Annotated in this window: 13 protein-coding genes; 5 read left to right on the forward strand and 8 right to left on the reverse strand. The window is 68.2% G+C overall.

Annotation, left to right across the window (positions count from 1 at the left end; all coding sequences use genetic code 11):
• Window positions 1–125 precede the first annotated feature (125 nt).
• Complete coding sequence (thiC, locus tag IM689_RS11885) at window positions 126–1,991, forward strand: phosphomethylpyrimidine synthase ThiC (RefSeq protein WP_193644153.1); 1,866 nt, start codon at window positions 126–128, stop codon at window positions 1,989–1,991.
• 161 nt (window positions 1,992–2,152) lie between these two features.
• Here thiC and IM689_RS11890 read toward each other — a convergent pair whose 3' ends face one another.
• A complete protein-coding gene (locus tag IM689_RS11890; protein WP_319803876.1) occupies window positions 2,153–2,872 on the reverse strand; it encodes an HAD family hydrolase in 720 nt (239 codons plus the stop codon).
• A gap of 2 nt (window positions 2,873–2,874) precedes the next feature.
• Window positions 2,875–6,651 carry a methionine synthase gene (metH, locus tag IM689_RS11895; protein WP_193644154.1) on the reverse strand — a complete coding sequence of 1,259 codons (3,777 nt, stop codon included), beginning with the start codon at window positions 6,649–6,651 and terminating at the stop codon, window positions 2,875–2,877.
• 100 nt (window positions 6,652–6,751) lie between these two features.
• Between metH and IM689_RS11900 the strand changes: the two genes are divergently transcribed.
• On the forward strand, window positions 6,752–7,630 hold the full coding sequence (locus IM689_RS11900; protein WP_227484792.1) for a PAC2 family protein: 879 nt from the start codon (window positions 6,752–6,754) through the stop codon (window positions 7,628–7,630).
• A gap of 69 nt (window positions 7,631–7,699) precedes the next feature.
• Here the strand turns inward: IM689_RS11900 and mshC are convergent, their stop codons facing one another.
• From mshC to IM689_RS11920, 4 genes are read right to left on the reverse strand one after another with little or no spacing between them, the layout of a single operon-like run.
• On the reverse strand, window positions 7,700–8,962 hold the full coding sequence (gene mshC / locus IM689_RS11905; RefSeq protein WP_193644155.1) for a cysteine--1-D-myo-inosityl 2-amino-2-deoxy-alpha-D-glucopyranoside ligase: 1,263 nt from the start codon (window positions 8,960–8,962) through the stop codon (window positions 7,700–7,702).
• Between the two features lie 19 nt (window positions 8,963–8,981).
• Window positions 8,982–9,818: an SCO1664 family protein gene (locus tag IM689_RS11910; protein ID WP_193644156.1), complete on the reverse strand. Its 837-nt coding sequence runs from the start codon at window positions 9,816–9,818 to the stop codon at window positions 8,982–8,984.
• Window positions 9,815–10,336, reverse strand: a complete 522-nt coding sequence (locus IM689_RS11915; protein ID WP_118912377.1) for a DUF3090 domain-containing protein — start codon at window positions 10,334–10,336, stop codon at window positions 9,815–9,817. Before IM689_RS11915 ends, IM689_RS11910 begins: the two co-directional genes overlap by 4 nt.
• A gap of 9 nt (window positions 10,337–10,345) precedes the next feature.
• Window positions 10,346–11,074, reverse strand: coding sequence for an MSMEG_4193 family putative phosphomutase (locus tag IM689_RS11920; RefSeq protein WP_193644157.1), 729 nt, complete (start codon window positions 11,072–11,074; stop codon window positions 10,346–10,348).
• Window positions 11,075–11,125: 51 nt separating this feature from the next.
• On the opposite strand from IM689_RS11920, the gene IM689_RS11925 reads away from it, so the two are divergent.
• Entirely contained in the window at window positions 11,126–12,127 is a 1,002-nt protein-coding gene (locus IM689_RS11925) for a magnesium and cobalt transport protein CorA (protein ID WP_047312901.1), read from the forward strand.
• Window positions 12,124–13,110: an aldo/keto reductase gene (locus IM689_RS11930; RefSeq protein ID WP_193644158.1), complete on the forward strand. Its 987-nt coding sequence runs from the start codon at window positions 12,124–12,126 to the stop codon at window positions 13,108–13,110. The genes IM689_RS11925 and IM689_RS11930 overlap by 4 nt, the downstream gene beginning before the upstream one ends.
• 94 nt (window positions 13,111–13,204) lie before the next feature.
• Here the strand turns inward: IM689_RS11930 and IM689_RS11935 are convergent, their stop codons facing one another.
• Window positions 13,205–13,483 (reverse strand): MCP four helix bundle domain-containing protein, encoded by a 279-nt coding sequence (locus tag IM689_RS11935; RefSeq protein ID WP_047312825.1) that lies wholly within the window; start codon window positions 13,481–13,483, stop codon window positions 13,205–13,207.
• A 37-nt stretch (window positions 13,484–13,520) separates the two neighbouring features.
• Between IM689_RS11935 and IM689_RS11940 the strand changes: the two genes are divergently transcribed.
• Window positions 13,521–13,721 (forward strand): DUF5703 family protein, encoded by a 201-nt coding sequence (locus IM689_RS11940; RefSeq protein ID WP_047312900.1) that lies wholly within the window; start codon window positions 13,521–13,523, stop codon window positions 13,719–13,721.
• A gap of 32 nt (window positions 13,722–13,753) precedes the next feature.
• Here the strand turns inward: IM689_RS11940 and IM689_RS11945 are convergent, their stop codons facing one another.
• Window positions 13,754–15,076, reverse strand: coding sequence for a M20/M25/M40 family metallo-hydrolase (locus tag IM689_RS11945; protein WP_193644159.1), 1,323 nt, complete (start codon window positions 15,074–15,076; stop codon window positions 13,754–13,756).
• Window position 15,077 lies beyond the last annotated feature (1 nt).

The raw sequence follows: 15,077 nt of genomic DNA on the forward strand, positions 1-15,077 counted from the left end.
TCATGCCGGCGCAGGCAGCCAAGGAGACCTCATGGTCGCTCATCCTCCCTTCGGTCCCGACGTTCGTCGACGCCTGCTGCGTGGGGTCTTGCCGTGCCTTCGTCCGATCCGAAGGAGGCACCATCATGACGACGTTCAACTCCCGCGACCTCGCGGCCACCACCGACCGAGCAGCCACGTCGCCGGCGTCGGCCCCCGTTCAGACGCGCGCAACCACCCCCGCTGACGGAACGGACGCTCGCCGCAAGCGGTACCGCGACGCGGACGGCCTGCGCGTGCCCTACACCGAGGTCATCCTCGACAACTCCCCCGGCACCGGCGCGGCCAACGCTCCCGTCGAGCTGTACGACACCTCCGGCCCGGGCAGTGACCCCGAGGTCGGGCTGCCGCCGCTGCGCGCCGAGTGGATCGCCGAGCGCGACGACGTCGAGACGTACGCCGGCCGAGAGCGCACCCTGCTCGACGACGGCCGCTCAGCCGTCCGACGCGGTGAGGCGAGCCACGAGTGGCGCGGCGAACGTCGCGCACCGCTGCGCTCCAAGGACGGTGCCGTCGTCACCCAGATGCACTACGCCCGCAAGGGATTGATCACCCCCGAGATGCGATTCGTCGCGGCGCGCGAGAACTGCGCCGTCGAACTCGTGCGCGACGAGGTCGCCGCCGGACGCGCGATCATCCCCGCCAACGTCAACCACCCGGAGAGCGAGCCGATGATCATCGGGCGTCGCTTCCTCGTCAAGGTCAACGCGAACATCGGAAACTCGGCCGTGACGTCGTCGATCGCCGAGGAGGTCGACAAGCTGACGTGGGCGACGACGTGGGGCGCCGACACCGTCATGGACCTGTCGACCGGTGACGACATCCACACGACGCGCGAGTGGATCATCCGCAACTCCCCCGTCCCGATCGGCACCGTGCCGATCTACCAGGCCCTCGAGAAGGTCAACGGTGAGGCCGACAAGCTGACGTGGGAGATCTTCCGCGACACCGTCATCGAGCAGTGCGAGCAGGGCGTCGACTACATGACGATCCACGCCGGCGTGCTGCTGCGCTACGTGCCGATGACGGCCGAGCGCATCACGGGCATCGTCAGCCGCGGCGGCTCGATCATGGCCGGCTGGTGTCTCGCGCACCACGAGGAGAACTTCCTCTACACCCACTTCGACGAGCTGTGCGAGATCTTCGCCCGCTACGACGTCGCTTTCTCCCTCGGTGACGGACTGCGCCCCGGCTGCACCGCCGACGCCAACGACGAGGCGCAGCTTTCCGAGCTGCGCACCCTCGCCGAGCTGACGAAGCGGGCATGGCAGTTCGACGTTCAGGTCATGGTCGAGGGCCCCGGGCACGTGCCGCTCGACCTCGTCGAGGAGAACGTGCGCCTGCAGCAGGAGTGGTGTGACGGCGCGCCGTTCTACACGCTCGGCCCGCTCGTCACCGACGTCGCACCCGGCTACGACCACATCACCTCCGCAATCGGCGCGACGACGATCGCGATGGGTGGCACCGCGATGCTGTGCTACGTCACGCCGAAGGAGCACCTCGGGCTGCCGAACCGTGATGACGTCAAGACCGGCGTCATCACGTACAAGCTCGCGGCGCACGCCGCCGACGTCGCGAAGCGCCACCCCGGCGCGCGGGCGTGGGATGACGCGTTGAGCAAGGCGCGCTTCGAGTTCCGTTGGAACGACCAGTTCAACCTGTCGCTCGACCCCGACACCGCGCGCGAGTTCCACGACGAATCGCTGCCCGCCGAGGCGGCGAAGACGGCACACTTCTGCTCGATGTGCGGGCCGAAGTTCTGCTCGATGCGCATCAGCCAGGACGTGCGCCACCGCTTCGGTGACGCCGGCGCCCAGCAGCGCGTCGTCAGCGAGAGCGAGGCCCGTGAGGGCATGCAGCAGATGTCGAAGACGTTCGTCGAGCTCGGACGCAGCGTCTACGTCGAACCCGACACCGCCCACGCCTTGGCAACCCCCACGCCCCAGGACTGACGGGTTCGCAACGGTGGGGGGTGAAGCAACTCGACTCCGCCCCTCACCGACTCTTGTCTCCGCCCCATCTGCGATCTACGTCCACATTCGCGAACGGCGTACCCATCTGCGCTTTTCGGTCACTTTCGCCTGTGCCACGGCCTGCCGGGCCGGCTCGAGCGTCAGCCCGTCGCGCGAGCTTGCTCCGCCAGACGCGGCAGGTCGTCGAGGCTGACGGCGGCGAGGTCGGGGACGACGACGAGGCCGTCGAGCTGCGGGATCTCGACGAGGTGCGGCACGGCGAGCGTCGGCACCCCGGCCGCGACGGCGGAGCGCACGCCGGTGGCGGAGTCCTCGATCGCGACGCACTGCTCGGGCGCGAGCGCGAGGTCGTGTGCGGCCCGCAGGTACGGCTCCGGGTGCGGCTTGCCGTGTTCGACCATGTCGCCGGTGACGACGACTTCGAACGTCCCCGCAGGCAGGGAATCGACGAGGACCCGGGCGAACGACTCGTACGACATCGTGACGAGGGCGCACGGTAGACCCGCGTCGCGCGCCGCGAGCAGGAGCTCGCGGGCCCCCGGTCGCCACGGCACGTGCTCACGCAGCTTGACGACGACACGTTCGAGCAGGGCGTCGACGATCTCCTCCGGCGTGAGGGGAATGCCGGTCTGTTTCTTGATGATGCGCCCCGAGACGATGAGCGCGTTGCCGACCAGTTGGAACGCCTGGGCGTCGCTCCACGTGCCGCCGTGCGACTCGATGAGGTCGTTCTCGGCCTCCATCCAGTACGGCTCGGTGTCGATGAGTGTTCCGTCCATGTCCCACAGCACGCCGTGAGGCCTCGTCGGGGCGTGCGTGACACGCTGCTCGAGGCGCGTGAGGTGGGGCGTCGGGTTCACGGTCAGTCTTCCGGGTCGTAGCTGAGGTTGGGGGCGAGATGACGCTCCGCGTCCTTCACCGACCAGCCCTTTCGCCCAGCGTAGTCCTCCACCTGATCGCGCCCGATCCGTCCGACGACGAAGTAGCGCGATTCGGGGTGGGCGAAGTACCACCCAGACACCGACGCTCCCGGCCACATCGCACGCGACTCGGTGAGTTCGACACCGATCTCACGCGTGACGTCGAGCAACTCGAAGAGGGTGTCCTTCTCCGTGTGCTCGGGGCACGCCGGGTACCCGGGCGCGGGACGAATGCCGGTGTAGCGCTCCGCGATGAGGTCCTCATTGGAGAGGTTCTCCCCTGCCTCGTGACCCCAGAACTCGGTGCGAACGCGCTCGTGCATGCGCTCGGCGAGCGCCTCGGCCAATCGGTCGGCCAGGGCTTCGAGCAGGATCGCGGAGTAGTCGTCGAGTTCCTCCTTGAACGCGGCGATCCGAGCGGGAAGCTCAGTACCGGCGGTCACGGCGAAGGCGCCGACCCAGTCGTCCACGCCGGAGCCCTGCGGCGCGACGAAGTCGGCCAGGGAACGGTTCGGCACGCCCTCGCGGTGCTGGCCCTGCTGGCGCAGGTGATGCAAACGAGCACGCTCGTCGGAACGCTCGGCGTCCGTAAACAGGACGGTGTCGTCGCCGTCGCCCGCGGCGGGCCAGAAGCCGATGACAGCGGCCGGGTGGAGCCAGCCCTCGGCCTCGACGCGGTCGAGCATCTCCTGCGCATCGTCGTAGAGCTTGCGTGCTGCCTCACCCTGGGCGGGGTTGCTCAGAATGTCCGGGAAGCGACCCTTCATCTCCCACGCGGCGAAGAAAGGCTGCCAGTCGATGTACTCGCGCAGCTCGCTCACGGGGTAGTCGGCGAACGTGCGTGTCACCGGAGCACCGTCCGCGGCGAGTGTCGGCGCGGCGGGCACAGCACCGAGGTCGAGCATCGGGCGGTTCTCCCGAGCCGCATCGAGGGTGAGCAGCGGGCGGTCGTCACGCTTGGCCGCGTGGCGCGCACGCAGGGAGTCGTAGTCGGCCGTCACGTCCGCGAGGAGCGCCTCGCGACGGGCGCCCTTCGACAGGAGCGCGGCAACGACCGGTACGGAGCGCGAGGCGTCCTTGACCCACACGACGGGCTGGTCGTAGCGCTGATCGATCTTGACGGCGGTGTGTGCGCGCGACGTCGTGGCGCCCCCGACGAGCAGGGGCAGGGCGAAGCCCTGTCGCTGCATCTCCCCCGCGACGTTCACCATCTCCTCGAGCGAGGGCGTGATGAGGCCCGACAGGCCGATGATGTCGGCCTCGTGCTCACGGGCAGCGTCGAGGATCTTCTGCCCGGCCACCATGACGCCGAGGTCGATGACCTCGTAGTTGTTGCACTGCAACACCACGCCGACGATGTTCTTGCCGATGTCGTGGACGTCCCCCTTGACCGTCGCGAGCACGACCGTGCCGTTCGTCTGCTTGCCCGTCGTGCCGCTCTTCACCTTCTCCGCCTCGATGAAGGGGATGAGGTATGCGACGGCCTTCTTCATGACGCGGGCCGACTTCACGACCTGGGGCAGGAACATCTTGCCGGCGCCGAAGAGGTCGCCGACGACGCCCATGCCGTCCATGAGCGGGCCCTCGATCACCTCGAGCGGGCGCTTGCCCTCGGCCTCGAGCTCGGCGCGCATCTCCTCGGTGTCGTCCTCGATGAAGTCGTCGATGCCCTTGACGAGCGCGTGCGTGATGCGTGCGCGCACCGGCTCCCCGCGCCACTTCTCGGACTTCGTCTCGGCGACGGCGTCGCCGGTGTTGAACCGCTCGGCGGCCTCGAGGAGACGCTCCGTGGCGTCGGCACGACGGTTGAGCACGACGTCCTCGACGAGTTCGCGCAGTTCGGGGTCGATCTCGTCGTACACGACGAGGGCGCCCGCGTTGACGATGCCCATGTCCATGCCCGCGGCGACGGCGTGGAAGAGGAAGACCGCGTGGATGGCCTCGCGCACGGGGTTGTTGCCGCGGAAGCTGAACGAGACGTTGGAGACGCCGCCGGAGACGAGGGCACCCGGCAGGTTCTGTTTGATCCAGCGCGTGGCCTCGATGAAGTCCACGCCGTAGTTGGCGTGCTCCTCGATACCCGTACCGATGGCGAAGATGTTGGGGTCGAAGATGATGTCCTCGGCCGGCAGGCCCACCTCCGGCCCGGTGAGGATGTCGTAGGCGCGTCGGCAGATGTCCTTGCGCCGCTCGAGGGTGTCCGCCTGGCCGTCCTCGTCGAAGGCCATGACGACGGCCGCAGCGCCGTAGCGCTTGACGAGTCGCGCCTGCTCGACGAAAGGCTCGACGCCCTCCTTCATCGAGATGGAGTTGACGATCGACTTGCCCTGGATGCACTTGAGCCCGGTTTCGATGACGCCCCACTTCGAGGAGTCGACCATGACCGGGACACGGCTGATGTCGGGTTCGGACGCGATGAGCTTGCAGAAGCGGTCCATCGCCTCGACGCCGTCGATCATCCCCTCGTCCATGTTGACGTCGATGATCTGAGCGCCGTTCTCGACCTGCTGACGAGCCACAGACAAGGCGGTGGGGTAATCGCCGTCCTTGATGAGCTTGCGGAATCGAGCCGAACCGGTGATGTTCGTGCGCTCACCGACGTTGACGAAGAGCGAGGCGTCGTCGACGGTGAAGGGCTCGAGGCCGGAAAGCCTTAGAGCAGAACCGATCTCGGGCACCGGGCGTGGCGGCAGCTTCTCGATCTTTTCCGCGATGGCCGCGATGTGGTCCGGGGTCGTGCCGCAGCATCCACCGACGATGTTGACGAGTCGGTCGGTGGCGAACGTCGTGACGACCCCCGCCATCGCGTCGGGCGTCTCGTCGTACTCACCGAAGGCGTTCGGCAACCCCGCGTTCGGGTAGCAGGAAACGAAACAGTCTGCGATGCGGGAGATCTCGGCGACGTACGGTCGCATCTCGTCCGCGCCGAGTGCACAGTTGAGGCCGACGGCCAGCGGCTTGCTGTGGCGCACCGAGTTCCAGAACGCCTCGCTCGTCTGGCCCGACAGCGTACGTCCCGAGGCGTCGGTGATCGTGCCCGAGATGACGATCGGCCAACGGCGGCCGCGCTGCTCGAACAGGACGTCGAGTGCGAACAGAGCTGCCTTGGCGTTGAGGGTGTCGAAGATCGTCTCGACGAGCATGATGTCGACGCCCCCGTCGGCCAGGCCTTCGGCCTGCTCGAGGTAGGCCGAGACGAGCTCGTCGAAGGAGATGTTGCGCTTGCCCGGGTCGTTGACGTCCGGCGAGATGGACGCGGTGCGGTTCGTCGGGCCGATGGCCCCGGCCACGAAGCGGGGACGCTCGTCGGTGGCGACGGCATCGGCGGCGTTGCGCGCGAGTTTCGCCGAGGCGACATTGAGCTCGTAGGCGAGGTCGCTCATGTCGTAGTCGGCGAGCGAGATGCGCTGGGCATTGAAGGTGTTCGTCTCGACGATGTCGGCCCCGGCTTCGAGGTATTCGCGGTGGATACCCTCGATGACGTCGGGCGCGGTGAGCGAGAGCAGGTCGTTGTTGCCCCGCAGGTCGCTCGGGTAGTCGGCGAACCGCTCGCCGCGGTAGTCGGCTTCGGTGAGGCCGGCGCGCTGGATCATCGTTCCCATGGCGCCGTCCATGATGAGGAGGCGATCGCTCAGGAGGCGCCTGAGTTCGTCCGTGCGATCCGTGCTGGTCGTGACGAACTCGTCCTGGTCGGTCGTTGTCTTGGAGCGGCTGCTCACGTGACGTCCCTTCACCGAAGATGGTCTGAACGCCACATGCTAAGCGGGAGCGAGGTACCGGCCTTGGTGCGCGCAGCCTCGTGGCCGCATACTGGAACGCTTGCCGATCTTTCGACCCGAAGGGGTGCCCGCAGTGCGTCGTCACTTCGAACTCGTCACCGAGACCGCGCCCACCGTCATCGTCGCGTTCCAGGGGTGGAACGACGTGTCCGGTGCGGCCCTGGACGCCGTCGACCACCTCGTCACCCACACGAAGGCTCGGCTGTGGGCCGACATCGATCCTCAGGACTACTACGACTTCCAGGTCAACCAGCCGCGCGTCGACGTCGTCGACGGCGAGCGTCGCATCATCTGGCGCACGACCGAGGTCCACCACGCGGTGATGGCCGGGGTGGGCGATGTGCTGCTCGTCAAGGGCATCGAACCGTCGTTCCGCTGGAAGGCGTTCCTCGACGAACTGCTCACGATGCTCGACGACGTGAACCCCCGTCGCGTGGTCCAGTGCGGCGTGCTCGACGGCGAAGTGGCCCACACGCGTCCGTTCCCCGTCGCCTTCACGTCCCCTCAGCCGGTGACCCGGGCGGCCCACGACGCACGGACACCCACCTACATCGGACCGACGGGCATCGTCGGGGTGCTCGTCGATGCTCTCGGTCGCACTGCGTACGAGACGCTCTCGATGTGGGTGACCGTTCCTCGATACGCGCTCGGTGGGCCCCAGCCGAAGGTCTCCCTGACCGTCGTCAGCGCGCTGGAACGCCTTCTCGAGACGCCGCTCCCCCTGGCCGATCTCGAGGAGCAGGCGCGCGCGTGGGAACGGGGTGTGAGCGACCTCGTGGCGGAGGACGGTGAGATGGCGTCCTACGTCGACACGCTCGAGAACACCGTCGACGTCACCGAACTGCCCGAGGCGTCGGGAGACGTCATCGCGCAGGAGTTCGAGCAGTTCCTCCGCCGCCGCGACGACGACCAGCTCTGAGCGCACGAACAAGGACAGGCCCGCCCCCACGTGGGGACGGGCCGATCCTCGCGAGAGGCGGAGTGTGACTCAGAGGCGGACGCCGAGCAGGGCCTCGACCGCTTCGCGGACCTGTCCACCGGAACCGATGGCCTCGTTCTCCGCGGTCTCACACCAAGCGTCCACGGCGGCGAGCGCCGATGCGGTGTCGAGGTCGTTGCGCAGGGCCCGGCGCACGGCGGCCACGACGAGCTCGGCGTCGCCGCGATCGTTCGACGTGGCGGCACGCCAGCGTGCCAGTCGCTCCTTGGCCGCCTCGAGCATGGCGTCGATGTACTCCCAGTCGCTGCGGTAGTGCTGCGCGAGCATGACGAGACGAATGGCCATCGGGTCGACGCCCTCACGGCGCAACACGGAGACCTTGACGAGGTTGCCCTTGCTCTTGCTCATCTTCTCGCCCTCGTACCCGACCATGCCCTGGTGGGCGTAGTGGCGGGCGAAGGGCACCTGCCCGGTGAGCGCGACGGCCTGGACCGCGCTCATCTCGTGGTGCGGGAAGACGAGGTCGGTGCCGCCGCCCTGGAGAGTGAAACCGGTACCGAGGTGCTCGAGCGCGATCGAGGTGCACTCGATGTGCCATCCGGGGCGACCGCGTCCGATGACCGAACCGCCGTTCCAGGCGGGCTCCCCCGCGCGCTCCGCGCGCCACAGGAGCGGGTCGAGCGCGTCGCGCTTACCGGGCCGCTCGGGGTCGCCGCCACGGTCGGCGTAGACGTCGAGCATCTGCTCGCGACTCCAGTGCGAAAGGTCGCCGAACGTCGGCTGCTGCGCGAGGTCGAGGTAGATGTCCGCCGCGCCGTCGGCGACGTCCTCACCCTCGGGCACCGGCGAGGCATAGGCCGCGCCGGACTCGACGAGCTTCGTCACGTTGGCCGCGTGTGAGCCCATGGACTCGACGACGCCGATGTAGTGCTGCGGCGGCAGAACGGCAAGGGCTTCCATGTCGCCGTGGAAGAGCTCGATCTCGCTCGTGGCGAGGTCGCGCCAGTCGACACCGTCACGGGCGGCACGTTCGAGCAGTGGGTCGTCGACATCAGTGACGTTCTGGACGTAGGTCACCTTCATGCCCATGTCCCGCATGACGCGGTGGGCCAGGTCGAAGGTGACGTAGGTGGCCGCGTGACCGAGGTGCGTCGCGTCGTACGGAGTGATGCCGCAGACGTACATGCCGGCTGCTTCGGCGGGCTCGATCGGAAGGGGTTTCCCGGCGGCCGTGTCGAAGAGGGCGAACGGCGTGTCCGCTCCTGCGGTGGTCGAGACGGCGGGCAGGGAGGGCGCGGACCACGATTTCACGCCGCCCAGCCTAACGCGCTCACAGCGGCGGCCAGGGCAGGCCGTAGCGCTCCTCGGGTGGGTCCGGGAAGGTGCCTGCTTCGAGCAGCGCGTCGGTGCGCGCGTGCAGCGCCTCGATCTCGGCCGGTGCGAGGAGCGAGGCCAGCTCCTGTGTGAGTTCCCCTCGCGCCGCGACAAGGCGGCGAAGCGCCGCCTCGATCGGCTCCTCCAGTGGGTCACCGGCGAAGCCCCACAGGACGGTGCGCAGCTTGTCGTCGGTGTGGAAGGTGAGGCCGTTGTCGATGGCGAACAGTGCCTCGGGTGTCTCGATGAGGTGGGAGCCCTTGCGGTCTGCGTTGTTCGTCACAGTGTCGAACACGGCGATTCGCCGCAGGGCGGGCGTGTCGGCGTGGACGAGGACGAGTGGTCCGTCCTCACCCTCGAACGCGGCGATCGGGTGGACCGACCCCTGCTGGGAGATGAACTCCTGCTCGTCGAGCAGTGCGACGTGCGCCTGCTCCGTCGGCACGAGGGGACCCACCCATCGCTGTAGTGAGCCTTCGCCCAGGTCGTCTTCGAACCACCGGGTCTCGGGAACGTGATCCCAGCCGAGCGCGGCGCACACGAGGGACGCCGCAACCTCCCGGTGCGCGAGGGTGCCTCGGGGGAAGTCGGCCAGCGGACGCTCGCCCGCCACGGGCTTGAACACGGCGCGGGCTGCGTCGTCCGGGAGCTCGCTCGGGTCGTCCGGCACCTCGGCGAGTGAACTCACGTCGGCCATGCGGAGGACGACGTTGGACGCCTCGACGAGTCGCCCTTCGAGCGTCCACCGAGCGTGCTCAGGGAGCGAACCTCCCGATTCCTTGGGTTCGCTCAACGGCGTCGGTACCCGTTGGCTCGAGGGCAGACATGACCGCTGGGATCGAGCGGCTCGTTGCACAGCGGGCACGGACGTCGGCCCTGCGCGACGAGGGCGATCGAGCGGCGGGAGAACTCGCGCGCCACGCTGGGGGTCATGACGACGCGCAGAGTCGTCTGCTCGCCGTCGGTCTCGTCACTGGCGCCCACCTCGTGCTCGAGGTCGTGGCACTCGATGCTCAGCAACTGCGTCGTCGGATTCCACGCGGCGCTCATACTGCCGACCCGGAAGATCGGGTCGACAGGCAGCTCGAGGGGGTCGTTGTCCTGCGGCGCAGCAGGAACGTCCCGGTCGGCTCCCACCTCGTCGAGCAGTTCGGCAACACGCTCGGCGAGGAGTTCCACCTGCTGCTTCTCGATGGCGACGCCCTCGACGCGGCGCGGGTCGCGCACCTGGAGGTAGAACTCACGGGCCCCCGGCTCGCCGACCGTACCGGCGACGAAGCGCTGAGGATGAACGAACTCGAGCACTGGCATGGCTCCAGCCTAATTGCGCTGTCCAGACGCGGTGTCCGTGACGCCCCTCGATCCGCCGACGGTGGCGTCCGAGCCGCTCGTCGCCTGGTGGGTGAGCACGTCAAGCAGCCCGCCGTGGGTGTGGTTCATGAGGAGGACGAACGGCCGTGCCGACGTGTAGCGCACGATGCTGACCGAGGCGGGCGAGGCGACGATCCGCTGGAAGTCGTCGAGCGGTGTGCCCAGAGCGTCGGCGAGCACCGCCTTGATGACGTCACCGTGGCTCACGGCAACCCACGTGGCACTCGCGCCGTGGGCCTGCTCGACCCCGGCGTCGATCCCGCGGACGGTCTCGACGGCCCTACGCTGCATGTCGCGCATCGACTCGTGCTCGAACGCGTCGCTGGGCGGAAAGGTGACGCCGGAGGGGGCCTCCTGGACGTCCTTCCACAGCGGTTCCTTCGCCAACTCGACGAGTGGGCGCCCCGTCCACGCTCCGTAGTGGCACTCGCCGATGCCGTCGTGTTCCTCGGGCACCAAGCCGGTGCGCTCCGCGAGCGGGGCTGCCGTCTCGCGACAGCGCACGAGCGGCGACGTCACGAGGCGTACGGGAGTCGTTGCCGCGGAGATCGACTCGGCGATGGCGGAGGCTTGCGTTCGGCCGGTGTCGTCGAGGTGGGTTTCGGGCGTCCAGCCGGCCAGAACACCTGAAGCGTTGGCCGTCGTACGTCCGTGTCGGAGCAGGATGAGGGTCGCCACGCCGCCAGCCTAATGACAGCGCCGGGCCGGATGGTCGAGGACAATGAGCCCGTGATCATCGACCAGGCTGTCTACCGCCGGGGCGAACGCCTGCCCTGTGGTGACATCAGCGACGAACTCGCTGAACTCCAGGCCCGAGGGGACGACGAGTCCAGCTTCCTGTGGATCGGCCTGAAGGATCCGACGGCCGACGAGTTCGAACACTTCGCCCGTGAACTCGAGCTGCACCCCCTCGCTGTCGAGGATGCCCTCAAGGGTGGCCAACGACCCAAGTTCGAGATCTACGGCCACATGGCGTTCGTCGTCATGCGCACCCTGCGCTACATCGACGAGAGTTCCGACGTCGAAACCGGTGAACTCATGGCGTTCGTCGGCCCCCACTTCGTCGTCACGGTGCGACGGGGTGAACCCGCGCCCCTCGAGCAGGTGCGATCTGCGCTCGAACACGACCCCACGATGCTCGAGAAGGGGCCGATGGCTGTGCTCTACAGCGTCATGGACGCGGTGGTCGACCGCTACCGCACCATCGACGAGGAGTTGAGTGACGACGTCGTCGCCATCGAGCACCGCGTGTTCACCCCCGGCCTGACGACGGACGTCGGTGAGATCTACGCGCTCAAGCGCGAACTGCTCGAAGCGCGCTGGGCCGTGCAGCCCCTCATCGAGCCCGCTCGGCGGTTGCTCGCGGCACGCTTCGTGCCCGACGAGTTCTCGCCCTTCTTCCGTGACATCCAGGATCACCTCCTCATCGTCCACGAGCACATCGAGACCTACGACCGGCTCCTGTCGGATGTCCTGTCGGCCCACCTCGCGCAGGTCTCGGTTCGCCAGAATGACGACATGCGCAAGATCTCGGCCTGGGTCGCGATCGCGTCCGTCCCGACGATGTTGGCGGGCATCTACGGCATGAACTTCCACTCGATGCCGGAGCTGGAAGCATCGGTGAATGTCGGCGGCAGCGAGTTCTACTACGGCTACTACGTCGTGCTCGCCGTCCTCGTCACCGCGTGTGTGCTCCTGTGGCGCACCTTCAAGAGAACAGGATGGCTGTGAGCTCACTGACGCACCTGCACGACGACCGACCGCACGTGGACGTCGCGACCCTCGGCGCGAGCGGCGCCCGGGTGAGTCGTGTCGTCCTCGGTGTCTCCGGGTGGGGCGGCAGCGTCGACGCCGAACGGGGCGCCGAGGTCGTCGACACCTACCGTGACGCCGGTGGCTTCACCCTCGAGGTCGGTGACACGGACGGCGGCGTGGCCGAGGAACTTCTCGGTGAGATCGTCGGCGGCCGCCATGCGCGTGACGAAGTGTTTCTCATCGGACGTTCCGGGCGCGGCTCGCACAGTGTGCCGGTGCCCGGTAGTAGCGGCGACACGTCGCGTCGGGCGCTCATGGCGGGCCTCGACGCGTCGCTGGCCCGCCTCGGCACTGAGCACCTCGACCTGTGGCTGGTCGACGGCTTCGACGGTGTGACGCCGAGCGCCGAGGTGGCCGAGACGATGGAGTGGTCGTTGACCTCAGGGCGCGCCACCTACGTCGGTGTCGGCGATGTACCGGTCTGGCGCGCAGTGGATCTCAGTCACGAACTGGCCACGCGGCGCATCCGTCTCGCGGCGCACGCCACCGAGTACAGCCTGCTCGAGCGTTCGGCGGACACCGACGTGGTCGAGGCAGCTCGGACTCGGGGCCACGGTGTGCTCGGCGGAAGCGCTCTCGCGGGTGGGGCCCTGACCGGCAAGTACCGCCACGGAACCCCGGCGGACTCGCGCAGGGCCGCCGGTGTCGTCCCGCTCCAGCCCCGTCACTTCGGTGCCTCGGCGCGTTCCGTCGTCGAGTCGCTCGCCACCGCCGCCGAGGGGCTGGGCGTGCACCCGAGCGAACTGGCCCTCGCCTGGCAGTTGCGGCAGGAGGGACTCGACGCCCTCATGGTCGGTGCGCGAACACCAGCGCAGATGCGCGTGCTCCTGCGTGCGGGCCAACTCGTCGTCCCCGACGAGATCCTTGCCGTCCTCGACGAGGTCTCGCGCACCCGCTGAGTCGCCTCGCGACACTAGACATGACGAAGGCCCGCCGTTGCCGGCGGGCCTTCCTCATGTTCGGAGCGTCATTGCACCATGACGCGCGCGACGCTCAGTGCTCGTCGTCCTCGTCTTCGTCGTCGAGGTCTTCCTCGTCGTACTCGTCGTCGTCATCTTCGTCGAAGTCCTCCTCCGAGTACACCTCGAGCGGTGTGACTTCGTTGAAGGCGTCCATGAGGGCGTCGTCGTAGTCCTCGAAGGCATCGGCCAACGCCTGGTAGGCGGCGACGACCGCGGGGTCGTTCTCTCCCCGTCGTCCGGAACATGCTTCGAGGTGACGTTCGAAGGCGCTCGTGAGTGTTTCCAGAGCTGCGCGCGGGTCTGCGGTCATGTGGAAAACGCTACCGCGAACGCGGCAGAATGTGCAGATGCCCGAGTACGAATACCGCACGCTCACCTTCGAGCGCGGCACCAGCCGCGGAGACATCCGACAGGCCCTCACCGATGAGGCGGAGTACGGGCACTGGGAACTCGCGCGCACGCGCCTCTACCTCGGCGGAATGCGTCGGGTCTGGCTGCGCCGGCGCATCATTCGCATGCGCCGCGAGTCCCCCGGCGGCCTGCTCTGACTCCTGTCGTGTCGGGCGGAGCCGCGAGCCGCTCAGCAGTCGGTGAGGAAGCGCGCCAGGACGCGCTGACCGAATTCCAGGCTCTCGACCGGCACGCGCTCGTCGATGCCGTGGAACATCGGGGCGAAGTCGAGGTTGGCCGGCAGACGCAGGGGTGCGAACCCGTAGCCGGTGATGCCGAGTTCCTTGAGCGCCTTGTTGTCCGTGCCGCCCGAGAGGCAGTAGGGCAGCACTTCACAGCCCGGGTCCTCGGCGCGCAGAGCCGACTTCATCCGATCGACGAGGTCCGTCTCGAACGGTGCGTCGAGCGCAATGTCCCGATGCAACGTCTCGACCGTCACGTGCTCACCGGCGAGTTCCTCGATGACCGCCATGAGCTCGTCCTCGTGGCCGGGCAGGAAGCGACAGTCGACGTTGACCGATGCCGTCTGAGGAATGACGTTCTGCTTGTACCCCGCCGCAAGCATCGTCACGTTCGACGTGTTCGCCAGGGTGCCTTCGACGAAGCCGCGAGCCCCGCCGATCGTGGACAGCAGGGCGGTGTTGTCGTCGTCGGCGTACGTGATGCCCGTGGTGGTCGACAGACCGTCGAGGAGGGCGCGCACACTCGCGATGTACTGGCGCGGCCACACGTGGGCGTCGATGCGCGTGATGGCCTGCGCGAGTCGGACGATGGCGTTCTCGTCGTTCGGCACGCTGCCGTGTCCGGCGCGTCCGTGGGCGGTGAGGCGCAGCCACCGGATGCCCTTTTCCGCGGTCTGGAGCAGGTAGGCCCGCTGGTCACCACCGGAGGCTGCCGGCACGGTGACGGAGTAGCCGCCCACCTCGCTGATAGCTTCGGTGGCGCCGTCGAACAACTCGGGGCGGTTGTCGACGGCCCAGTGTGAGCCGAGCACTCCCCCGGCTTCCTCGTCGGCGAAGAAGGCGACGAGCAGGTCACGCGACGGCTTGACGCCGCGGCGGGCGAAGTCACGCACCGTCGCGAGGATCATGGCGTCCATGTCCTTCATGTCGATGGCGCCGCGACCCCAGACGCACCCGTCTGCCAGATCCGCCGCGAAGGGGTCGTGAGTCCAGTCGGCCGCTTCAGCCGGAACGACGTCGAGGTGCCCGTGGACGACGAGGGCGCCGCGCTCGGAGTCCTCGCCGGGGATGCGAACGACGACGTTAGCGCGGCCCTTCTCGCTCTCGAACAACTCGGGCTCGAGGCCGACCTCCTGCAGCTGACCGACGACGTACTCGGCCGCCTCGCGCTCCCCCGGCCCCTCGACCCCGGGGCCGTAGTTGCTCGTGTCGATGCGAATGAGGTCACGGCAGATACGAAGGACGTCACTTTCGGCGGCTGCAGAAGTCATG

It is taken from the genome of Dermacoccus barathri (assembly GCF_015070805.1).
Taxonomy (GTDB): domain Bacteria; phylum Actinomycetota; class Actinomycetes; order Actinomycetales; family Dermatophilaceae; genus Dermacoccus; species Dermacoccus abyssi.